At 54.5% G+C, this 20,304-nt stretch carries 21 protein-coding genes; 6 read left to right on the top strand and 15 right to left on the bottom strand.

Translation table 11 applies throughout. From position 1 onward, the window contains the following. Positions 1–62: 62 nt before the first annotated feature. The 6 genes from ABJL60_RS10860 to ABJL60_RS10835 form a co-directional block, all read right to left on the bottom strand. The gene (locus tag ABJL60_RS10860) at positions 63–2,126 is read right to left on the bottom strand and encodes a hypothetical protein (protein WP_348374342.1); all 2,064 of its coding nucleotides are present in this window, start codon (positions 2,124–2,126) and stop codon (positions 63–65) included. A gap of 746 nt (positions 2,127–2,872) precedes the next feature. Then, positions 2,873–3,976: a flagellar basal body P-ring protein FlgI gene (locus ABJL60_RS10855; protein ID WP_348374341.1), complete on the bottom strand. Its 1,104-nt coding sequence runs from the start codon at positions 3,974–3,976 to the stop codon at positions 2,873–2,875. Then, positions 3,973–4,977: a flagellin gene (locus ABJL60_RS10850; RefSeq protein ID WP_348374340.1), complete on the bottom strand. Its 1,005-nt coding sequence runs from the start codon at positions 4,975–4,977 to the stop codon at positions 3,973–3,975. The genes ABJL60_RS10855 and ABJL60_RS10850 overlap by 4 nt, the downstream gene beginning before the upstream one ends. Before the next feature lie 2 nt (positions 4,978–4,979). After that, positions 4,980–6,434, bottom strand: coding sequence for a flagellar hook-associated protein FlgK (flgK, locus tag ABJL60_RS10845; protein ID WP_348287866.1), 1,455 nt, complete (start codon positions 6,432–6,434; stop codon positions 4,980–4,982). 70 nt (positions 6,435–6,504) lie between these two features. Next, a complete protein-coding gene (locus tag ABJL60_RS10840; RefSeq protein WP_348287864.1) occupies positions 6,505–7,815 on the bottom strand; it encodes a flagellar hook-basal body complex protein in 1,311 nt (436 codons plus the stop codon). A gap of 123 nt (positions 7,816–7,938) precedes the next feature. Next, the gene (locus tag ABJL60_RS10835) at positions 7,939–8,796 is read right to left on the bottom strand and encodes a flagellar motor protein MotB (RefSeq protein WP_348374339.1); all 858 of its coding nucleotides are present in this window, start codon (positions 8,794–8,796) and stop codon (positions 7,939–7,941) included. Positions 8,797–9,056: 260 nt separating this feature from the next. Here ABJL60_RS10835 and ABJL60_RS10830 point away from each other — a divergent pair, with 260 nt between their 5' ends. Together ABJL60_RS10830 and ABJL60_RS10825 are read left to right on the top strand one after the other, a co-directional pair. After that, a complete protein-coding gene (locus ABJL60_RS10830; RefSeq protein ID WP_348374338.1) occupies positions 9,057–9,404 on the top strand; it encodes a helix-turn-helix transcriptional regulator in 348 nt (115 codons plus the stop codon). Then, positions 9,401–9,787 carry a hypothetical protein gene (locus ABJL60_RS10825; RefSeq protein ID WP_348287858.1) on the top strand — a complete coding sequence of 129 codons (387 nt, stop codon included), beginning with the start codon at positions 9,401–9,403 and terminating at the stop codon, positions 9,785–9,787. The genes ABJL60_RS10830 and ABJL60_RS10825 overlap by 4 nt, the downstream gene beginning before the upstream one ends. An 80-nt stretch (positions 9,788–9,867) precedes the next feature. On the opposite strand, the gene ABJL60_RS10820 is transcribed toward ABJL60_RS10825, so the two are convergent. Further along, positions 9,868–10,767: a rhodanese-related sulfurtransferase gene (locus tag ABJL60_RS10820; RefSeq protein ID WP_348374337.1), complete on the bottom strand. Its 900-nt coding sequence runs from the start codon at positions 10,765–10,767 to the stop codon at positions 9,868–9,870. 95 nt (positions 10,768–10,862) lie between these two features. On the opposite strand from ABJL60_RS10820, the gene ABJL60_RS10815 reads away from it, so the two are divergent. Together ABJL60_RS10815 and pncA are read left to right on the top strand one after the other, a co-directional pair. Further along, positions 10,863–11,696, top strand: coding sequence for an alpha/beta fold hydrolase (locus ABJL60_RS10815; RefSeq protein ID WP_348374336.1), 834 nt, complete (start codon positions 10,863–10,865; stop codon positions 11,694–11,696). A 22-nt stretch (positions 11,697–11,718) separates the two neighbouring features. Continuing rightward, positions 11,719–12,321: a bifunctional nicotinamidase/pyrazinamidase gene (gene pncA / locus ABJL60_RS10810; RefSeq protein WP_348374335.1), complete on the top strand. Its 603-nt coding sequence runs from the start codon at positions 11,719–11,721 to the stop codon at positions 12,319–12,321. Here the strand turns inward: pncA and ABJL60_RS10805 are convergent. Both ABJL60_RS10805 and ABJL60_RS10800 read right to left on the bottom strand, forming a co-directional pair. Continuing rightward, positions 12,307–12,702 (bottom strand): group III truncated hemoglobin, encoded by a 396-nt coding sequence (locus ABJL60_RS10805; protein WP_348374334.1) that lies wholly within the window; start codon positions 12,700–12,702, stop codon positions 12,307–12,309. The two genes, pncA and ABJL60_RS10805, sit on opposite strands and share 15 nt — an antisense overlap. Beyond that, positions 12,702–12,863, bottom strand: coding sequence for a hypothetical protein (locus ABJL60_RS10800; RefSeq protein ID WP_348287848.1), 162 nt, complete (start codon positions 12,861–12,863; stop codon positions 12,702–12,704). Before ABJL60_RS10800 ends, ABJL60_RS10805 begins: the two co-directional genes overlap by 1 nt. Positions 12,864–12,943: 80 nt before the next feature. Between ABJL60_RS10800 and ABJL60_RS10795 the strand changes: the two genes are divergently transcribed. Both ABJL60_RS10795 and pncB read left to right on the top strand, forming a co-directional pair. Beyond that, positions 12,944–13,402, top strand: coding sequence for an Rrf2 family transcriptional regulator (locus tag ABJL60_RS10795; RefSeq protein ID WP_348287847.1), 459 nt, complete (start codon positions 12,944–12,946; stop codon positions 13,400–13,402). Between the two features lie 31 nt (positions 13,403–13,433). Beyond that, complete coding sequence (gene pncB, locus ABJL60_RS10790) at positions 13,434–14,726, top strand: nicotinate phosphoribosyltransferase (protein ID WP_348374333.1); 1,293 nt, start codon at positions 13,434–13,436, stop codon at positions 14,724–14,726. On the opposite strand, the gene ABJL60_RS10785 is transcribed toward pncB, so the two are convergent. From ABJL60_RS10785 to ABJL60_RS10760, 6 genes are all read right to left on the bottom strand, one after another. Further along, positions 14,723–15,610, bottom strand: coding sequence for a DMT family transporter (locus ABJL60_RS10785; protein ID WP_348287843.1), 888 nt, complete (start codon positions 15,608–15,610; stop codon positions 14,723–14,725). The genes pncB and ABJL60_RS10785 overlap by 4 nt on opposite strands. 70 nt (positions 15,611–15,680) lie before the next feature. After that, positions 15,681–16,103: an alternative ribosome rescue aminoacyl-tRNA hydrolase ArfB gene (gene arfB, locus ABJL60_RS10780; RefSeq protein ID WP_348287841.1), complete on the bottom strand. Its 423-nt coding sequence runs from the start codon at positions 16,101–16,103 to the stop codon at positions 15,681–15,683. 329 nt (positions 16,104–16,432) lie between these two features. Beyond that, positions 16,433–17,068 (bottom strand): queuosine precursor transporter, encoded by a 636-nt coding sequence (locus ABJL60_RS10775; RefSeq protein WP_348374332.1) that lies wholly within the window; start codon positions 17,066–17,068, stop codon positions 16,433–16,435. A gap of 91 nt (positions 17,069–17,159) precedes the next feature. Then, on the bottom strand, positions 17,160–17,978 hold the full coding sequence (locus ABJL60_RS10770; protein ID WP_348374331.1) for an esterase-like activity of phytase family protein: 819 nt from the start codon (positions 17,976–17,978) through the stop codon (positions 17,160–17,162). Continuing rightward, a complete protein-coding gene (mepA, locus tag ABJL60_RS10765) occupies positions 17,951–18,880 on the bottom strand; it encodes a penicillin-insensitive murein endopeptidase (protein ID WP_348374330.1) in 930 nt (309 codons plus the stop codon). The genes ABJL60_RS10770 and mepA overlap by 28 nt, the downstream gene beginning before the upstream one ends. Next, positions 18,880–20,250, bottom strand: coding sequence for an MFS transporter (locus ABJL60_RS10760; RefSeq protein ID WP_348287834.1), 1,371 nt, complete (start codon positions 20,248–20,250; stop codon positions 18,880–18,882). The genes mepA and ABJL60_RS10760 overlap by 1 nt, the downstream gene beginning before the upstream one ends. Positions 20,251–20,304: the final 54 nt, after the last annotated feature.

Below are 20,304 nucleotides of genomic sequence, written 5' to 3'. Positions count from 1 at the left end.
GAAAAAAAGAGAGAAACCAGAAAGGCCGGCTCAAATATAGCCAGCCTTCCTTTTGGTATATTTTACCGGCCCGGTGTTGGGTCAGCCGCTGTGAGCGTTCCATCGCTGCGGATTTTGACAGCTTTGACTTTGCCCATTGCGCTGGGGTCCGCGCCTGTCAGCAACGCGTCTGGCAATCTGCGTTCCACCAGCAGCGGCACTGTCATTTCCACGTTTTCTTCCGCATGATATGCCATCATCTGTTCGCGTAGAATGCCGATGGTGATCGCTTCGCCCAGAAGTGCCGATTCAATATAGTCGGTGTAGAAATGCACCCCACCGATGTTACGCGCATTTGAGATGTTCCAAATCAGCTTGTTCAGCTCACCTTCTAGGGTCAGACCTTTTTCCATGGGCAGCGCCAAAGCATCAATTGTGACGTCTTCGGGCGACGCACCGCAATCCGGAACCAAGGCTTGGCCTTTGGGTTTCACCAGATAAGTTGGTGACTTTGGGTTCTTGTGATCTGACATGTTGAAAAAGGCTTTTAACAAAGTCACACACGCACCTGCGACTGTCGCATGCCCCGCGCCATATGCGGGATGCATGGGTGACCCTTCGGGGAAAGCCATCGGCAGCAACCACGTTGTATCTCCACAGTTTTTCTCGTTGTGCAGGCGCACTTCTGTCAGGATTTTATCCAGCGCAGGGTCTGACCCTTGCGATGTGCCATCACTTGCATACGGGTGGGTGTAGGGCGCGATCAGGCTGGCCATTTGATGGCGGGCCAAGCTTTCTGCGGATGTCCCGGTTGCGTCATAAGGCGATGTTCCGGGCAAATCCCGGTGCGGATGGTATTCCGTGAAAACGGTGTGAAACAGGGCGGCGGCTGCTTCCGGGCGCAAACGGCGGTGCACTGTGAACTTTTGCAAGCGTACCGCTTTTAACGCACGGCTCGACACTTCGGTGACCAACGTCAACAGGTGTGGTCCACCAAACAAGGCAAACGGTTCGCGGTTGTTGCGTGATAAAGCATTGGCAGATGCGCCGTGAAATGGAATGCCGGAATCAAAAGCAAACTTTTCATCCAGTAAAATCAACGCTGCATTCAGATATGCCTGATACAGTTGGTCATCGTGCACATATGTGGCCATGTCGCGTAAGCTTGACATTTTACGTCGTGCCCCGGGGATAAATTCCGACGCAAGGGGGCGGACATTGGCCCCGTTCTGCACGTCGATGTATTCGGCCCATTTCATCATGTAATCGGTTTCAGGTTTCGCCACGCGGACCTTTTGGTCGATGCTTTGTGCGCCATAGGCGATGGTGCCGGATGCGCGCTTTTTCAGATCTCGGGTGCATCCGCCTGATCCCATAAACATCAATTGCGACAAGAATGGAGTGTTCCAGTTGTCTTCGCCTTCACCGCGGAACATATTGGACGGTGTCTGTTTTTTACCAAACCGGCGCCGGGCGCGTTGGTCGGCGTCCGCAGTGTCGTTTAGGGCGTCGCGGCCTTTAAACCAGCGCAGGTGGCTAAGCGTGTCTGCGGCGTCTTTGGCCTTCGCATTGCATGAGGTGATCCGTTTGGCTGCGGCAGCAGACAATTTTTTGCCACCCAAGGTGGTTAACGCACCCACCAGTTCAGTGCTCATTAGTGACGCAACGCCCCATTCGCGGCCCAGTGCCATTTGGTAAACCTCCGCAATCTCCGCTGCAAATTCTGCTGATCCCGCTTCCGGGGCAGGGGGCATTGTCATGGCGCCAGGGTCGGGGCCCTCAAAGACAAAGGCATGCCCGGCCGTGGGGCTTTCCCATTGACGATAAGGCGACCGATCCGCTTCGCAGTCCAGCGCTGCATGTGCGTTTGGATCAACGTTTAAAAAAGGTCCGCGGTGCGGGCTGACGGCAGCAAAAACGTTGGGATCATGTGTTTGGGTGCCTTTTGCAAAGTCACGATAATCCTGTTCGTTTTTCAACAATCCGTTTTCACCATGAGACAAGCCTTTGGTGAAATTGAACAGGAACGGTTCTTTGGGGTCATTGTTGGGGCGATGCACGGGATGGGGCATGCTTGTCGACAATTTGGTTGCTTTGTTTCGGGTGTGTTTGGCCGCTTTGTGGCGATTGGGTTCGTGATAGGTCATTGTGGAATCCTTTTGAAAAATCGCTTGATCAACGCCGCCACGCGCATGGGCACAGTGAAAATCTGCGCCGCGCGTGGCGACTTGGGGAGAATGAAGAGAACGCTCAGATCATCAGCTGCGGGAAGGAAAAGGATCATTTGAACGCGAAATATCGTTCAAATGATGTACTGGTTAAAATGCAACTGGCATAAATGATCGTCACGCCGCTTCGGAAGTAAGCACAGCGTGTCGCGCCACCCGTGAGCGGCGCGTCAATCAATCGTTAGCAAAGGGTTAACGATTTGTTCGAACTTGAAAATCTAAGATGAAATTGGAACGGCAACCTCTGAAAAACGACTGTGCACGTCTTAGATCTTGCGAGTTGTATGTTCATGTGTCCAAGCCCGCCCACGTCGGTGGTGTTCTACGGATTGCTTGGAAATTTGAAGCGTTGATTGATTTTTTGGCGAAATGCTTAGGCCCGTAAAGCTGCTGATCATGCCAGCACAACCTATGGCCGAAAAACATCCGCGACTTGTGTATTAGGAAAACCGCGACGGAGATACACTGTTTGAGCCGTGGATCATAAACATGAATCTGACAGACCAAAGGTATCGACCTTAGCAAGTCAGTGAACCGAGTGAGGTGGCCCTGCAAATCTATGCCGGGTTTCCAATTCATATACCGCTTCAGAGGCAAAGGGTCGGATGTGTCGGGGTGACACTGGGTTATGTCCATCGGAACCGAAGCAACGCTCCCCGCTGCCGTTAACGCACGATGAATTCTGCGTGTAATGCACCTGCGGCTTTTATGCTTTTTAGAATGTCGATCATATCTCTGGGAGACACGCCCAAAGCGTTGAGACCACCTATGACTTCCGACAAAGACGCACCTGACGGTATTTCTGCTAAACCAATGCCGGGCTCTTCTTCGATGGCCGCATCCGTACGTGGAATAACAACGGTCTCACCCTGCGCAAATGGGTTGGGTTGAACCACCAAAGGGGCCTCTTGAATACGTAAAACAAGATTGCCTTGGGACACAGCAACTCGCGATATGCGAACATCTTCGCCCATAACGATCGTGCCTGAACGTTGATCGACGATGACGCGGGCCTTGCGTTCTGGCTCCACTGAAATGTTTTCAATACGTCCCAACGCATGCGCGACTGAAATCATACGAGTGCCTTCAATGTTGAGTGAAACAGTGCCAGAATCCAGCATCAGTGCAACACGACGCCCGAAGTTTTTGTTGATTGCTTCTTCGATGCGTGCAGCCGTCGTAAAGTCCGCATCACGCAGTGCAAGACGCACGTCTTCCAAATCGGATAAATTAAAGTCTATCTCACGCTCGACGCGTGCTCCGGAAGGAATGACACCAGCTGTTGGCACACCCTGTGTGACCTTGGCGCCGTCGCCTTCCGCAACTGCGCCGCCCGCAATAATCGTGCCTTGGGCCACAGCATAGATCGCCCCGTCCGCCGCATTGAGCGGTGTCATGATTAAGGTTCCCCCCAACAGGCTTTTGGCATCACCAATGGCAGAGACAGTGACATCCACCTGCCCCCCGGTTCGGGCAAAGGGCGGAAGGCTTGCAGTCACCAGAACTGCGGCAACGTTTTTTGGCCTGAACTGTTCGCCTGCGACGTTTACCCCCAAGCGTTCCAAAATATTGGACATTATCTCTTCGGTGAAAGGCGAGTTTCGCAAACCGTCACCGGAGCCGTTCAATCCAACCACCAAGCCGTACCCGACAAGGTCGTTGCCGCGTACGCCGTCGAATTCAACCAAGTCTTTGATGCGTACTGGTCCCGCAGTCACACTGATGGCCAGTGCAATCCAAACCACAATTGCCATGATGAAGCGGATCATAGGAAATTGACCAAAGTTAATTCCGATGACCGAACGGTGACAGTATATAGACTTTGCAATTGAAATTGGACTTCCTCCAGGCGTGTGGCTGTCTCATAGGGATCTACGCTTAACAAAGCACCTTTGGCGTATTCCAAGCTCGTGCTTTCTATTGAATTGCGTGTCGCGATGTCATCGATGCGCTCTTCGATAAAGCCGATATTCGCGCGCAATGCTGTTACATCGGCGGCATTTGTCATCAACCCGACGCCAGCATCGTTCAACAAGGCCGCACGTTCGGTGAAATCAATCCCCAAAGCCGCGTCGTTTGCCAGGGCCGCGACCGCCACGTTTCGTATGACGTCTTTGATTGCTTTGTCATTCGCGCGTACATCCAATGACAAATCCTCATGCTCTGAGAGACGAAATGGTGCCATCGCGTCACTAGAACCTTGATATATCACGGCATCAAAACCGGCGGGGTCGGCAAACCATGCGTCGACTGCTGCGAGTTTATCAGTTGGTCCAATTTGACCTGCCATAACACTTCTGACGGAGTTCAAAATATCGGTGGATGAGGCAAGAGGTGCCTGATTTGAGGCGGTGCCTGAAAAAATACTACGTCCCGCAAGATCAGTGTTCAGCGTGTTCACTATGGCGCCCAACTGTTCACGGGCTTCTACTGTGACTTGTCTGGATACCGCGTCGATACCGCCTGCAACAACAGACAGAATATTGGTTCCCAGATCGGTGCTTTGTGTTTGTACCACGTCTAAGGCGCTTTGCATCGCACTGGTGAATTGTGTGGCTTCTGCAGAGGAAGTTTTATAGGCATTCAGGTGCGACATACTGGTTTCGATGTCGCTTAAGTAGCTGAAATTCCCGGCTAGTATGCTTTTTATGTCCGCGACTTGACCGCTGGTCAGTTCTTGATTCAATTTGGACATTTCAGCCCTTAGGCTGCTTCCGCGTCGCTGTAAAAGATATGAATGGGCGAGATCGCCGATGGAAACACTAGTCATCTTCAGATCCTCAGAATTGTTTGCATCATGTCGTCGACTGTTTCGATAATTCGGGCATTTGCTGCATATGCTTGTTCAATTAAAATCAAGCGGCGTAGCTCCTCGTCGCTGTCAACACCATCAGCCAATTCAAGCTGCGTCAGCTCTTGCAATTGTGTGGACGCGAAGCTGAGTTGCTGGTCCGAATTTTTACGATCGGCAGCCAATGTCGACATCATGGAGGCCGTTAAGTCGTTCGCGTCATAACTGCCAGTTCCGAACCCGCCGGATCCCGGTACCCTTGTTGCCTCCAGTGCGTCACCTAAAGACTGCAGCAGGCGTGCATCGCCCACGTTTCCAGGCGTTGCAGCCCCGATCCCATCCCTAAGTCTCCATGTTTCGCCCCCCTGTTTGGGGTCTACCAGGGCATTCAAAGATATCCGGTCAGACAGGCCAACTTCATCCAAAGGGTCAAAGGCTGTGCCGCCATCTGTGAAAAGGCCTGCCATACCGACCCCAAGCGTCGGGTCCACGGCTGGATCTTGAAACCGTTCAATCAAGTCCCTTGCGACGGCGTCCAACTTTTCCTGTGCTTGAGGCGCAAGTTCGTCACGAATTGCAAATTGAGCTCCTAATGTCCCGCCGCGGAGTGACCCCCGTTCCGATCCTGTTTGCACTGGGTTGCCGTTGACCGTTAGACCTGAAAGAGAACCTGCCGCTTCGGACATGTAGGGTGTCACGATGTTGACGGGATCAAAGCCAACCTCTGCGGCGGATCCGTCTAACAGAACGGAGCCCCCTGTGGTGTAAAGTGCGATGGATCCATATTGGCGTTGAACAGTGCGCACAGGAACCATTTCGCTAACTTCATCAACAAGGTTTTGGCGGACGTCATGTAAGGCTGCAGCATCTCCGCCTTGAGAAAAGGTTGAAGTGATCATACCGTTGAGATCTTCAAGTTCTTGAAGTGCATCGTTCAGACGCCTGACCTGTGCGTCTATGGATCGGTCTGCTTGCGTGCGGGCGTCCTGAATTTCACTGGCGGCTACGTTGATTTTGGTTGCCAGATCACGGGCACTGTTGACGGCAGCACCAAGGCGTTCAGGGGCATCAGGACGGCTTGATGCAGTGATAAGACTGTTTCCCAAATCCGCGACCCTCGCGGACAACGAATTCGGGTCATCGGGCGTACCCAGCATCGTTTCCAGCTGATCAAGAAAGCCCGCAGTGGCGCTCCGATTGCCAAATGTCGCGCTGGCCAATTGTCGATCCGCTAGTAACACAGGATCGACATTGCGCACGATTCCATCAATGCGCACACCGCCGTTGCCTCCCATGATCGACGGAGACAATTCCAGCATGCGTTTTGCATATCCCGGTGTCAGTGCGTTTGACAGGTTCGACGATACGACTTCGGCCGCACGTCCCGTTGCACGCAAGCCCGACATCGCGTTGTTTAAAGCGCCACTGATTGTCATGGATTTCCCTCAATTTGTGCTGACCAGTCAGCTGAGAATGTGAAGGGAGCGGGCGTGGTGCCCGCACCGTTTATCGTTTGATGTTCGTTGTTTCTTGCAGCATTTCATCCACTGTTTGGATGACTTTGGCATTTGAAGAATAGGCCCGTTGGGTTTGGATCATTGCTGTCAATTCACCTGCAACGTCTGTTGCGGATTCTTCCCGTGCAAAGGAAACCACATCGCCTGTCGGGCCATCACCTGCGTCCCAAAGAAAGTATGACCCGCTTTCTGGTGACGGCAAATATGTTTGATTGTCGAGCGCGACCATTCCGTTGGGGTTGGGCAAGTCAACCAATGGCACCTGATAGATCGTTCGGGTGATCCCAGTGTCGAAGAATGCGTGTACATACCCATTCGCATCCACCTCAACACTGGTCATATTGCCGACAGGTGATCCGTCTTTGATGATCGATACCGGCGCGAAGTCATCAGACACCTGCGTTAACCCGTCGCTTTCGCCAATTTGTCCGATGTTGATTTCCATTGGACCACCTTCGACGTTCACGATGAAGCTGCCTGCGGCGGGGTCATATGTGCCACCTACGCCCCCAACGGTCGCCACCGAGGCCAATGTGCCCCCTGATGTGCGCGTGTCGTCGAAGGTCAACGTGTATTCCCCGATCGTGACGCCAGGCTGCGCGGAATCAGTCAAAGTCATTGTCCATTCGTTGGACGATGCAGTGCCTGAAGGTACAGTTGGGGTAAATGTAACTGCGATGTTTTCCGATGTGCCAAGATTGTCAAAGTACTCAACGGAGGTTTCCCGAACGTCACCGACAGCGCCTGGTTCGGTTTCCGTTGCGGGCAGGTTGATGCCCAACTGAATACGCGTTGTTGGTTCACCCGAGAACTGGTTGACGTTGATTTGGATGGGTTCCAAAGCATCTGCCGTATCCCTGGGGTAGAGTGGAACGGACCCATCGGGCAGTGCTGGCCATCCCAATAGGACCAGGCCAGATTGCGACCGCAAATACCCTTCTGCATCGGTCCGGAAAGATCCGGTTGTCGTCAGGAACATTTGATTCGAGCCGTTGCCAACCTCGACTTGTGAGGCTTGAGCGACTGGCAACATGCCCCGTCCACGAACAGCCAAATCTGTAGCGTTGGAAGTGGACACCAAAGGCCCGCGTTCATCAATCAATCTGTGTGCCGTTGCCCGAACACCGCCAGCGGAATACGTGCCACCAGTGGACGAAATAACCATGGACTGGAAATCTGCTGCGACCCGTTTGTATCCGTAAGTTGACGAATTTGCGATATTGTCTGAAATCGACGCAAGCCGCGTCGCGTTTGATTGAAGCCCCGCCACACCTGCATTGAGAGAAGAGGAAATTGTCATGGAAACGCCTTTCTGCTGCACCACTCTGAATTGAAGCAACTGATAGGCCATGCGATTTAACGCGGAGCTAACATTTAAAATGCGTTCTATTTATTCCGCTTTTTGTTCGAGACTGCGCAAAGGTCATTCGCGCAGCATTACTATTTCCAAACGGTTGTTCCGCAACGCCATCGGATCACGAGAGACAGGTTCCCGATCTGCGTGGCCCGTGACACGCTGAATCCGGTTAGCTTTCATGCCGACATCTTCAAGAAGTAGTCGCATTGCCGTGGCCTGTTGGGCCGACATGTCCCACACGCGGTTTTCAGCGATGACGATGGGTTTTGCCGGTACGTGGCCGCCAACAGCCACTTCATTCGTTACAGTTTTGGCCATGTCCACAATTAATACAGCAAGACTGCGCAGCAGTGACGTGGGTTGGTCTGTGCCCGGTTCAAACAATAAACTGTCTTCTCGGGCGAATAGCTCAATAATCAGTCCTTCATCTGTGACGCGTGTTGTTATGTGTTTAAGAGCGTTTTCCATCACGGCGCTTTCGCCGCCATGCCCCAATAGTAAGGCTTCCATTGTTTCAAATGCCTGGTTCTCGGCATCGGCATCGGCATCGGCATTGGCTTCACCACCTTCTTCGGACATGCCGGAGTCTCCGCGGGCTTGGCCTTGTTCCGTTGGGCGCTGGGCGCTTGCCCCTGTACCATTTTGCGGCAAGGTTTCTTCGGAAAACACGCTGCGTCCGCCAAAGGCGCCGTCGCCGCCGCCAGAAATACGGTTGATTGGAATCGTCGGCGAAAAGTAATCCGCGATTCCCTTGCGTTGTTTTTCCGTCGTTGCGTTTAACAGCCACATCAACATAAAGAACGCCATCATCGCGGTCACAAAATCCGCATAAGCGACTTTCCAGGCCCCACCATGGTGCCCGCCGCCTTTGACAACTTTTTTCTTCTTTATGATGATGGGTGCGACATTTGCTTGCGCAGTCATTTCCACCACCTCATTTTCACCCAAGTGCAGGTGTAGCAGGCAGGTCTTACGCGGCTCTTAACAATTAGAATTGTCATGATCTTGTTGTAGATTTGTGACCGGCTTATGAAAAAACGCTACAACCTTAACGGACACCTCTTGCTATCAAGTTCGGATGTCTACAGGTGCGACAAGCCATATGTTAGGAAGTTATATCTGATATTCAGAACATAATTATTTTTGTAGTTGCATACCTTATGTTCTGAATATCAGGAGATAATATGCAACACGTAAAACTATCTGACAGAGAGCTTAAAGTTATGCTTGCCATCTTGCGCTGCGGCATGGACGCCTATGGCCCGCGCATCGGTGAGAAGCTGGAAGACCACACAGGCGAGCGTCTTTCTTTGGGCGCTTTGCATTCCGCGTTGGAACGTTTGGAAGACCGCGGCCTTGTGGACAGCCACATGGGCGCGGCGACAGCCGTGCGCGGTGGGCGGCGCAAGCGCATGTATGAAGTGAAGGCCGAAGGACAGATTGCCGTGCAACATGCGGTGGCGGTGATTGGGAGGATGGCTGAAGGGGTCGTTTCGCCATTGGATGAAGTAGGCGAAGGAGGCGTGACATGAGACTGAGATTGCTTGCGCGGATGCGCAAGTATGAGGCACATGAAAAGCTGTCTTTCATCGTGTTCAATTTATTCATTCTGACGGAAGCGGCGCTTTATGTCCGTAAACCCGAAAGCGGTTCTCTTTCCGTGTTTGATGTGCTGATTTTCACGCTGCTAGGGCTTAGTCTTCTCATCACGGTGGTAAGTGCAAAGGCGAGACGAATAGATGTATCGCGAACAGAGTTCATTATGATGCAAATGTGCTCTAAGGAGGACACAGAAGTCGCTTTTGGTGACTTTCTTGAGCGCACAAAGGGTCAGCGAACTGCTTGGTTCGCGTATGAAGCAGTTGTTCTGATGTCCAGCTTGGTGTTTCGGCGCACCAGAGGTCTTTTTCGATAGGTTTTTGGTCAATCGCAGGGCTAGGCGGGCTAAACCCCGCCTTACTGGCTGGCATCCGTAAGGTGTCGCCTGTGGCGCACCTAACCTAGGTGTTCGCCGCCACGTTTGCGAGCCAGTTCGATCTGTTTTTGGCGTTCGCGGAAACGGTTCTTGTCGGCCTCTGATGTCACGTTGATGCACTGGTGGCAGCTGACGCCAACGACAAACTCTGACCGCTTTAAGTCCTCGGGGAACAAAGGTTTGCGGCAGGCGTGGCACAGCTGGTGCGGCCCAACTTTTAACCCATGCCCAACCGACACCCGGTTGTCGAAGACAAAGCAATCGCCGTCCCAGGTGCTTTCGGCTTCTGGCACCTCTTCAAGGTATTTCAGGATGCCGCCCTTCAAGTGGTAGACGTTTTCAACCCCTTGCCCCAACAGGAAGTTCGTGGACTTTTCACAACGAATGCCGCCCGTGCAAAACATGGCGATCTTTTTGTTGTGGAAGCGCTCTTTGTTGGCTTCCCACCATGCTGGAAACTCTCCAAAGCTGGAGGTTTCAGGGTCAATTGCGCCTTCAAATGTGCCAATGGCCACTTCGTAGTCGTTGCGGGTGTCGATCACGGCGACGTCTTCGGACTGGATCAAAGTATTCCAGTCTTCGGGCGCCACGTAGTTGCCGACCTTCGCCTGCGGATCCACGTCGGGTTGCCCCATCGTCACAATTTCCCGCTTCAGGCGGACTTTGATTTTGCCGAAAGGGGCTGTGTCCGCAAAGCTTTCTTTCCATTCCAGCCCTTCACACCCCGGCAAAGCACGAATGTGCGCCAGCACCGCATCGATGCCGGAACGCGGGCCTGCGATGGTGCCGTTGATCCCTTCGCCTGCCAGCAGCAACGTGCCTTTCACGTTCTGGTCCACACACAGCGCCTTAAGCGCTGGACGCAAGCCATCGGGGTCATCAAAACGGGTGAAGTGGTATAGGGCAGCGATTGTATACATGGGCGCGGAGATACGCTTGTGCGTACGTGCTCGCAAGGGGGCAGTGACGTGTGGGAACCTTTGACGCACCGTGGTGCGCACGTCACGGTTTGGCAATGGATGATACGTTTTACGAAGATGTTGAGGGTTGGAGCGGTCCGGGTCGCTTGCTGCGGGTGCGAGGTTCAGCAAAGGCCGGCGTTCCCGTGGTTGTCACGCATGGCACCTTTTCGGATGCATCGACGTGTGTGCCTATCGCGCATTTTTTCGGGCAGCTGTGTCCGACCTATGTGATTGAATGGCGCGCCCGCGACATTGGCTGGGGCCACGTGCAGCGTTTTGATTACACCGACTTGGCTATGGATGAACTGTGCACCGCCTTCGCCCATGTACAGGCTTTGCACGGCGGCTCTGTGCATTTTGTGGCCCATTCAGGTGGCGGGTTGGCGGTTTTACTGGCCTTGGCGTTGAAACCTGACGTCGCACAGATGTTGCGGTCGATGACGATAATTGCGGCCCAAGCCACATGGCGGAACCCGGATTGGCGCAGCCGCGTCGGCGTTGCAGGGATGGAGCGTTTGGGGCGGTGCATCGGGTATTGGCCAAAGCGCTTTTTGCCAATCGGGCCGTGTAGCGAAGCTGGAACGCTTAAGTCGAATTGGGTTTCTTGGACCAAAGCCGGATGCATTTTTGATCGGGACAGGCGCGATGTTTTGGCTATGGTGCGTGGCCAAAAGGTGCCAAGTCTTGTTTTGGCCGGGGCTGCCGATCATGACATTGCGCCACCTCATGCGTGTCAGCCGATTGCATCGGCCTTGGGGGCCCGGTTTGAAGTTTGTGGGACAGCGACGGGACATGGTGAGGATTTCACGCACCCGCGGATTTTCAAATCCCGCGCCGCCGCGCAAACGGTGTTTCCAATGATTGCCGATTGGATCGCCGCGCAGTAAAGAGAGAACAAAGGAGATCTCGATGTCCCATGCTTTGATTGTGATCGATGTTCAGAACGATTTTTGCCCCGGTGGCGCGCTGGCCGTGGCGGGGGGCGATCAGATTGTGGATGGGATCAACGCGCTTATGGGCGACGCGGGCGCTGTTGTCTTAACGCAGGATTGGCATCCGGCCGGGCATTCGTCGTTTGCATCGTCCCATGCAGGGCAGGGGCCTTATGATGTGGTTGAGATGCCTTATGGGCCGCAGGTTCTGTGGCCAGATCACTGTATTCAAGCCAGCCCTGGCGCACAATTCCACATGGGACTGCACCGTGACAAAGCCGATTTGATTATCCGCAAAGGGTTCAATCCCGAGATCGACAGCTATTCTGCATTCTTCGAAAATGACAAATCGACGCCCACGGGGCTTGAGGGCTATTTACGCACCCGTGGTTTTGAAAAGTTGGTCATGGTCGGATTGGCAACCGATTTTTGCGTGAACTTCTCAGCGGTGGATGCGGCGAAACTGGGGTTTGAAGTTGAGGTGCGCATGGACCTGTGCCGCGCCATTGACCTGGATGGATCCTTGCAGGCGGCGATAGATGGGATGACGGCGGCTGGGGTGGCTTTAAGCGACGCCTAGTTTGGGCGGGCCGTTGTGGCCAAATTGCTCCAACCCCATGCTGAGACCGCGCCCAATGCGGTGGGCCAGCGTACTCCATTGCGCGGCGATATCTGCGGGCAGTTCTTCGTTCAAAACCCTATCAAACAAAGCCAACCACGTTGGAAAATGCGTTGCCATCACGTTTCCTGCAGCCATATGCACGCGCATGGGGTTTCCTGAATAGATGCCGGACCCCAGAATTGCGTTGGCCCAGAATCGCGTGATTTTGGCCTCGTGGGGGTCCCAATCGGTGACATGGGTTGCAAAGATCGGGCCTAGTTCGGGATTGGCACGCACGCGCGTGTAGAAGCGATCAACAACATGCGCGATGTCGTCTTCTGTCACGTCGAACCGCTGCATCACGACGCGGCCATCACGGCCCACATCACAAACAATATGACGATCAGGTAAACCAGCATGTTGAACATGGAACGGATCAAACCTTGATCGGATGTTGGTTCAACACCCAATGCTTCACAGATTTTGGTGCCGGGCCACAGGATAAGATCAGAAATAGACATGCGCGATTCCTTTAATGCGTATTTTTTATGCGCAATAACTGCCCCCTTTTATTCCGCAAATCAAATGCTAAATATGTCGCATGCAATTGGATAAATTCACCGACTACGCCCTGAGGGTTCTTGTAATCCTCGCCGTGCGTGCGCCAGAGCGCTTGCCGACGTCTGCCATCGCCAAGATTTACGACCTGTCAGAGCATCACCTGTCCAAAGTTGCGACGGCTCTTGTGCGCGGCGGGTTTGTGACGTCGGAACGTGGACGCAGTGGGGGCTTGTTGCTGGCGCGACCCGCCGATCAGATCAACATCGGGCAGGTCGTGCGCGTCCTGAAATCGGATGATCCTGTGGTGGAATGTTTTGGTTCAGGGACATCTTGTTGCATCGTTCCGGCTTGCGGTTTGCGCACCCCTTTGCAGCAGGCCCAAGAAGCATTCTTTGCCGCCTTGGACGTCTATTCCTTGGCTGATGTGACCCAGCAACACAGCGCTTTGGCTGCGCTATTGACCCCGCAAGACCCCCTTGCCCCTGCGCGACCAGACTGATCTAAATCACCCAAGTCAGGGAGGACCATCCATGGTCGATATCGCAAGCCGCGTCTGGAATCATAAGTGGAAGATCGACCCGATTGTGCGGTCTTTGATCGACACAGATTTTTATAAGCTTTTGATGTGTCAAAGTATTTTCCGCAATAAGCCGGACACGTCTGTCACTTTCAGTCTGATCAACCGCTCCAAGCATATCCCGCTGGCTGATTTGATCGACGAAGGTGAATTGCGCGAACAACTGGATCATGTGCGATCGTTGTCTCTAAGCCGCGGCGAAAGCACATGGCTGCGGGGAAACACGTTTTATGGCAAGCGGCAGATGTTTCGCCCCGATTTTATGGAATGGTTTGAGGGCCTGCGCCTGCCGCCCTACCACCTTGAACGCGTCGGCGATCAGTACGAGCTGACGTTTGAGGGCAAATGGCATGAAGTCATGTTGTGGGAAATTCCGGCGTTGGCCATTCTGATGGAACTGCGCAGCCGTGCCGTTCTGGACCAGATGGGCAAGTTCGAACTGCAAGTGCTCTATGCGCGTGGCATGACGCGCGTTTGGGAAAAGATTGAAGCCCTGCGCGATGTTCCTGACCTTTCGATAGCGGATTTTGGCACCCGCCGCCGTCATTCGTATCTTTGGCAGGATTGGTGTGTGCAAGCGATGCGCGAGGGGCTTGGGACAAGTTTCACAGGCACATCAAATTGCAAAATCGCCATGAACCGCGAAGTAGAAGCGATTGGCACAAATGCGCATGAACTGCCGATGGTGTATGCCGCTTTGGCCAAAGACGATACTGCGTTGTTCCAAGCACCTTATGACGTTTTGTCGGATTGGCATGATGAACATGAAGGCAACTTGCGCATTATTTTACCCGACACCTACGGCACGCAAGGGTTTTTGGACAATGCGCCGGACTGGTTGGCGGGTTGGACTGGTATTCGCATCGATTCCGGTGATCCAGCCACAGCGGCCGAGGTTGCATTGAAGTGGTGGAACGCACGTGGTGAAGACCCGAAAACCAAGCGCATCATCTTTTCCGACGGCTTGGATGTTGAAAAGATCAAAGAGCTGCACGCACAGTTTTCAGGCCGCGTCGCCACCAGTTTCGGATGGGGCACGCTGCTGACCAACGACTTTCGCGGCTTGGTCCCTGATGACGCATTGGCCCCATTTTCGCTGGTGTGCAAAGCGGTGCAAGCCAACGGAAAGGCCACGGTCAAGCTGTCGGACAACCCCAAGAAGGCCATGGGCCCCGCAGAGGAAATCGCGCGTTATAAACGCGTCTTTGGTGTGGGGGATCAGGTGGCGCAAGAGGTTGTTGTTTAAGGCCGGTTTCGCCGTTCGCGCCAGACGATCAACAGCCCACCCAATGCGATCAGGATGGCCCCCGGAAACAGGGTGTCCCAAGGGGCTTCGTCGAAGAACAACCATCCCAACACGAAGGCCAAGGGAATGCCAAAGTAGCTGAACGGTGCGAGGTTGCTGGGTTCCGTCATGCGGTAACTCGCGACCAGAAACAGCACCGCTGTGCCACCAAAAGCCCCCATCGCAATGATCCAACCCATGTCTGCAAAGGATGCGACAGGTGTGAAGCCGCCCCACCAAAGTGCCAGAAAAAACGCCCCAACCGTAGAGGCGATGGTCGAATAGACACTGACCAGCGGATTGGGGACATCATCATCGAACAACCGCGCTGTAATCGCGACAAGCGCATACAAGGCTGCGGCGGCCAATGGCAAAAGGGCCGTGACGGAAAATGCATCGCTGCCGGGTTGCATGACCAAAATCACACCGGCAAAGCCGATCATTACAGCGCTCCAGCGGACCCAACCGACTTTTTCAGCCAGCACAGGCACGGAAAGCGCCGTCATGAACAACGCGTTGGCGTAGGTGATCGTCGAGGCCGTAGCAAAGGCCATCAATCCCAAAGACAGATAAAAGCAAAGCTGCGCCCCGGTCACGATCACACCGCGCATCAATGCCAGCTTCCATTGCCGGATTTTCCAGACGCGACCAGATGAGCGCCACGCAGCGGATGTCCACAACGCAAGGAAAGACGGCACCAACCCGAACAGATTGCGCCACGCAGAAAGTTCTGCCGCAGAATAGTCCGAAGACAGGTGTTTGATAATCAACCCCATGGCATCAAACAATGTCAGCGCAATAAGGCTCAGGACAATGGCAAGGCCGGTGCGGTCAGTGGGGCGCATGGTTGGCTTTCATGAGGTGCGGGGTTTGATTTCAAAGGGGGGGCTCGCAGGTGTTTGTGTTTATTTGGATCTAGCTGTCGGGATCAACTTTGCCGCGCATCGATTTGACCTCGCCGCGTACTTTTTTGGCCTTCAGGCGACGCTTTTTTGACCCAAGCGTCGGACGGGTCGCAATGCGCCGTTTGGGGGCGACCAAAGCCTTGCGAATAAGATCGGCAAGGCGGTCGCGGGCCAGATCGCGGTTGCGCGCTTGTGATCTGGTTTCTTCACAGTAAATGATCAATGCACCCTCTAGGGTCCAACGTCTGCCAGCAAGGCGTTTCAATCGTGTTTTTACGGGTGGCGGCAGGGACGGGCTGGTGGATGCTTCAAAGCGCAGCTCTACTGCCGTGGATACTTTGTTCACATTTTGCCCGCCCGGTCCGGACGACCGTACAAAGCTTTCCGTAAGCTCCCAGTCCTGAATGGTGATGTCTTCGTTGATGCGGATCATAACATTTCTATAAACAACTGCGGCCCGACGAAAAAGTGTAGCCCGACGAAAAAGGGCCGCCCAAGGTAGGCGGCCCTTTCGAAAGTTTCAGGAGGGATCTCGGTTAGACCGGATGGATCCACTTGAGCGGTTCACACCGCTATGGGCTGCCTTAGCGGGCGACCTCCCAAGCTGTTCCGACACCTCGCTCCAATATCTTTCTCGACACTAGATCACCTCCTTTGCATTTGTTTAAGACACCTGAATCGTCGCACAGGTTTTCAAATCTGCCAAGACATTTCTGCAAAAAATTGTCTTGGCCAAAGGATCGGACCCAAACCGCTGCCGCTTTAACGGGCTGCTGCCAGGCGTGCCGTCAGGATGCGAAACGGAACAAGTGCCAACAGGGCTACACCCAGCTTCACCAGCCAATCGGCAAAGGCCAGCGTCACCCACAAGGGCGCTTCGGGGCCGGACATCATGAAGGGTACAGCTTCCCATGCCCAATTGATTGCACCGTCTGCATTGGCGCCAAAGATCGTGACGGACGCGGAAAAGGCGATGGTGAAAAACAAGGCGGTGTCCAGCGCCGACCCCACGATGGTCGATGCCAAAGGTGCGCGCCACCACGCGCCGGTGCGCAAGCGGTTGAAGATGCTGACGTCGGTCATTTGTGCCAAAAGGAACCCGACACCTGACGCAACAGCGATACGAAATGGCACGGCGGGGCCGTATTCCAGCATGATCTGGCTGCCGATCAGCGAACAGATGATCCCTGTCACGAACCCTGCAAACACGACGCGACGTGCGGCCGCGACCCCGTAGATGCGGTTCATCACATCGGTGACAAGGAATGCCAGCGGGTAGGTGAACGCGCCCCACGTAAGCAGGCCGTCAAGGATCAGAAATTGAACAAGGATGTTGGAGGCAACCACAATGGCGGCCATGGCGAAAATGCCCGGAAGAAGGCTGGAAAGACGTGTCATAATGTATCCCGTTTTATCAAGGTAGCGGAGAACTCGGCCCGCACCATGCGGACGGGCGGTCTTTAGGCCTGCACGCGCTGTGATGCAAGCCTCATTCCATTAGCCTGTATTCCACGACCTGATTGCGTTGGAGCGGTTGGAAGTTGTCGTCCGACACCAGTGTCAGCCGGATATGACCATTCGGATCGGTCCAGACCGTGATCCCTTCCAGATTGTCGTGTTGCAGCGCAAAGGTGGTCAGCAACAGCTTTTCGCCCAAGTCTGGCTGCGCCAAATCGAAACGCCGTATTTGGCTACGAAACCCGATAGGGGTGAAGTGACGTTCCAGCAAATACAGGAAGCCGTCTGGCCCGAAATCGGCCCCAACAGGCACAAATGGTCCGCGTTTCGGGATAACAGTGGTCTTGGTCCATTGGCCTTGATCAAACACATACAGCGGGAAAGGCGCGTCATTTGTACCGGTGCGTTCTTGTAGCGTGTAAAGGCGCCCATCCGCGTCGATGGCCAAGGCCTCAAGGGCGCGATTGGATGGCATTTTGCGAAAATCCGGATGCCTGCGCAGGGACATCCCGTCCAATGTGCGGATGCGTGCGGGTCCTTCAAACGACAGATAGGTTTCGGACGGTGTCATCGCCAGCCCTTCGGTGTCCTGCTGTGTCGGGGCGATGTTGGCGGGGCTTGCCTGAACTTCTACAATCTCACCAGCGGCATCGCGCATCAGGTGCAGATCAAAAAAGAAACCACGATCGGAAACAGCTAAGGCATGGACCCCGTCCTCGGTTTCAATCGCAGAAAGCCCGCCCAAGGTTTTGGCGGTTCCGTCAATGGACGTCGCAGACATGAAATCCAGCGTTTGCGCCCCCACAGAGGACGCAAACAGCGCTAATCCGACGCCAAGACTGCGGAACATGAACCCGGAAGGTCCGCCACGCGCAATTCACGACGCGGTTTGGGCGGCTTTGCGTTTGGATCTCGTGGTTTTGGGGGGGGCGGGTTCAAGATGTCTTTGACCCATTGGCGTGCATCCGCGCAGCCGTCCCCTTTGGGTGGGGCTGCTTGATCGACGCAGCCGCGTGCACCTTTGGGGCATTTCAGGCGCACATGGAAATGGTAGTGGTGGCCGTACCACGGGCGCACTTTATTCAGCCAAGACCGGTCGCCTTTTTCGTCGTTGCACATTTTCACCTTTGCGCCGGGGAAGACAAAAATGCGGGCGGTGCGTTTGTCTTTGGCGGCGGCTTTGATGATTTCGTGATGCGCGGGCGACCAATTGGAATTGGTGTAGGCCCCTTTGGCGCGACGTGTGGAAATACTTGAGATATTTTCGCGATCCGTAGTGTTTAGGTTCAGGTTATTGGCGGGCAGCATCCAGATGTCTGCGTCCAGCCCGATCTGGTGGCTGCGGTGGCCTGTCAACATCGGCCCCCCGCGCGGCTGACTTAAATCACCCACATAAAGCCCGTTCCATCCGGGTTGTGCCGCCGCTTTGCGCGACAGCTTTTGCACCATGTCCACAAGTTCGGGGTGGCCCCAGTTGCGGTTGCGTGACAGGCGCATCGCCTGCCATGTGGGACCGGTTTCTGCCAATTGGACGGACCCTGCCGCACAGCCCTTTGCGTAGCTGCCAAAAGCGGCTGGACGCTGTGCCGAAGCGCTGCGTTTCGCACCAAAGGCAGACTTTGCCAAACCGCGCAATTCGGCGGCGGTTGGTTCTTTCACAGGGGTGCCGTCGATGTTGGTGTCGGAGCTGCCAGCGCAGGCAATCAGCACAAGGCTGGTGACAATCGCAAGAGTGTTTCGGATTCTAATCATTACTCGTTTTCTCCGTCCGGCTTGACCCAGAGTAACAGGATCAGACCAATTAAGAAAAGGGCCACCAGCGGTGTGACCCCCAAACGCTGGGACCCCGTGATGTCACTGGCCAACGCGATCAACAACGGCGCCATAAAGGACGTGGCTTTGCCCGACAGCGCATAAAGGCCAAAGGCTTCGGTCATGCGGTCAGGATGGGCTTGGCGTGTCATCATGTTGCGCGAGGCCGATTGCACCACGCCGCCACCCGCACCGATCATGGCCCCAGCGATGTAAAACGCGATGTTGGGCAGGTTGGATCCTTCGGGAACGGCCACCCACAACACCGATGTGGGCGTCAGTGAAATGATCAGCAAGGACGACAACATCAGGACAATGACGCTGGCGATAATCACAGGCTTTGGGCCGATGGCCTTGTCGATGTATCCTGCAATATAGCAGAACACTGCGCCGCTGACCGCACCCAGAATGCCAAAAACGCCAACCTGTGTGATCGACCAGTCCAGCACGCCCAGTGCGTAAATGCCCCCAAACGTATACAACCCGTTCAACGCATCACGGTAAAACATGGACGAGCCAAGATAAGCAAACAGGGACGGGCGCGACGGCAAGGATGCGAGTGTTGTGCCCAATTCGCGGATCCCGTCCATCACAGACACTTTTGTTTCAGGCACTGCCGTTGGGTCGTCGCGCATGTATAAAAAGAACGGGATCATAAAGACCGCAAACCAGATCGCCGTCATGGGGCCGACAATGCGGGTGTCAGCCTTGGTTAACGGATCAAGGCCGAACAGAGGTTTTAACCCCAACATCGTATTCCCCGTTTCTGTCGCTTGAAACAGGCCCAGCATCACAAGCAACGACACCACACCACCCACATACCCAAAGGCCCACCCCGTCCCCGATATGCGGCCCAAATCATCCTTTTTGCCCAGCGTGGGCAGGTAGGCGTTGGTAAAGATGGTGGCAAACTCCATGCCAATCAGGCCAATGCCAAAGAACACAAGCGTCTGGATCACAGAAAAGCTGCCGGGGGCGGCCAACCAAAGGCCCATGGAGCCGATGAAATACAGCATCGAAAACAGCCAGATCCACGGCATTTTGCGCCCAGAGTTGTCCGAAATAGACCCAAGGATCGGGGCAAGGATCGCGATGGACAGGCCCGTGACCGTTAACCCGTAGCCCCAATAGGCCTGCGCCTTGGCCTTTGCGATGCCGGGGTCCATGCCCCCGGCGGTCAGCGCATCGCTGGCGACCAAAGCAAAATAGGGGCCGAAAATAAACGTCAGGATCAAGGTGTTATACGGCTGGCTGGCCCAGTCGAAAAAATACCAACCCCAGATGCGCTTCTTTTGTGAAATCTCTGACATGCCCTGCCCCCGTCTTTATTGTTAACGGATTAAGAACAGGCGCAGGGCGTTGGC

The organism is Ascidiaceihabitans sp. (assembly GCF_039986515.1).
Classification (GTDB): Bacteria; Pseudomonadota; Alphaproteobacteria; order Rhodobacterales; family Rhodobacteraceae; genus Ascidiaceihabitans.
The sequence above is the reverse complement of the archived record's forward strand: the minus strand, read 5'-3'. Positions and strand labels throughout refer to the sequence as shown.

Coding starts and splice junctions, on each gene's coding strand:
- ABJL60_RS10860 (WP_348374342.1), bottom strand. CDS start 2,126: ATGACCTATCACGAACCCAATCGCCACAAAGCGGCCAAACACACCCGA.
- ABJL60_RS10855 (WP_348374341.1), bottom strand. CDS start 3,976: ATGATCCGCTTCATCATGGCAATTGTGGTTTGGATTGCACTGGCCATC.
- ABJL60_RS10850 (WP_348374340.1), bottom strand. CDS start 4,977: ATGACTAGTGTTTCCATCGGCGATCTCGCCCATTCATATCTTTTACAG.
- flgK (WP_348287866.1), bottom strand. CDS start 6,434: ATGACAATCAGTGGCGCTTTAAACAACGCGATGTCGGGCTTGCGTGCA.
- ABJL60_RS10840 (WP_348287864.1), bottom strand. CDS start 7,815: ATGACAATTTCCTCTTCTCTCAATGCAGGTGTGGCGGGGCTTCAATCA.
- ABJL60_RS10835 (WP_348374339.1), bottom strand. CDS start 8,796: ATGACTGCGCAAGCAAATGTCGCACCCATCATCATAAAGAAGAAAAAA.
- ABJL60_RS10830 (WP_348374338.1), top strand. CDS start 9,057: ATGCAACACGTAAAACTATCTGACAGAGAGCTTAAAGTTATGCTTGCC.
- ABJL60_RS10825 (WP_348287858.1), top strand. CDS start 9,401: ATGAGACTGAGATTGCTTGCGCGGATGCGCAAGTATGAGGCACATGAA.
- ABJL60_RS10820 (WP_348374337.1), bottom strand. CDS start 10,767: ATGTATACAATCGCTGCCCTATACCACTTCACCCGTTTTGATGACCCC.
- ABJL60_RS10815 (WP_348374336.1), top strand. CDS start 10,863: ATGGATGATACGTTTTACGAAGATGTTGAGGGTTGGAGCGGTCCGGGT.
- pncA (WP_348374335.1), top strand. CDS start 11,719: ATGTCCCATGCTTTGATTGTGATCGATGTTCAGAACGATTTTTGCCCC.
- ABJL60_RS10805 (WP_348374334.1), bottom strand. CDS start 12,702: ATGCAGCGGTTCGACGTGACAGAAGACGACATCGCGCATGTTGTTGAT.
- ABJL60_RS10800 (WP_348287848.1), bottom strand. CDS start 12,863: ATGTCTATTTCTGATCTTATCCTGTGGCCCGGCACCAAAATCTGTGAA.
- ABJL60_RS10795 (WP_348287847.1), top strand. CDS start 12,944: ATGCAATTGGATAAATTCACCGACTACGCCCTGAGGGTTCTTGTAATC.
- pncB (WP_348374333.1), top strand. CDS start 13,434: ATGGTCGATATCGCAAGCCGCGTCTGGAATCATAAGTGGAAGATCGAC.
- ABJL60_RS10785 (WP_348287843.1), bottom strand. CDS start 15,610: ATGCGCCCCACTGACCGCACCGGCCTTGCCATTGTCCTGAGCCTTATT.
- arfB (WP_348287841.1), bottom strand. CDS start 16,103: ATGATCCGCATCAACGAAGACATCACCATTCAGGACTGGGAGCTTACG.
- ABJL60_RS10775 (WP_348374332.1), bottom strand. CDS start 17,068: ATGACACGTCTTTCCAGCCTTCTTCCGGGCATTTTCGCCATGGCCGCC.
- ABJL60_RS10770 (WP_348374331.1), bottom strand. CDS start 17,978: ATGTTCCGCAGTCTTGGCGTCGGATTAGCGCTGTTTGCGTCCTCTGTG.
- mepA (WP_348374330.1), bottom strand. CDS start 18,880: ATGATTAGAATCCGAAACACTCTTGCGATTGTCACCAGCCTTGTGCTG.
- ABJL60_RS10760 (WP_348287834.1), bottom strand. CDS start 20,250: ATGTCAGAGATTTCACAAAAGAAGCGCATCTGGGGTTGGTATTTTTTC.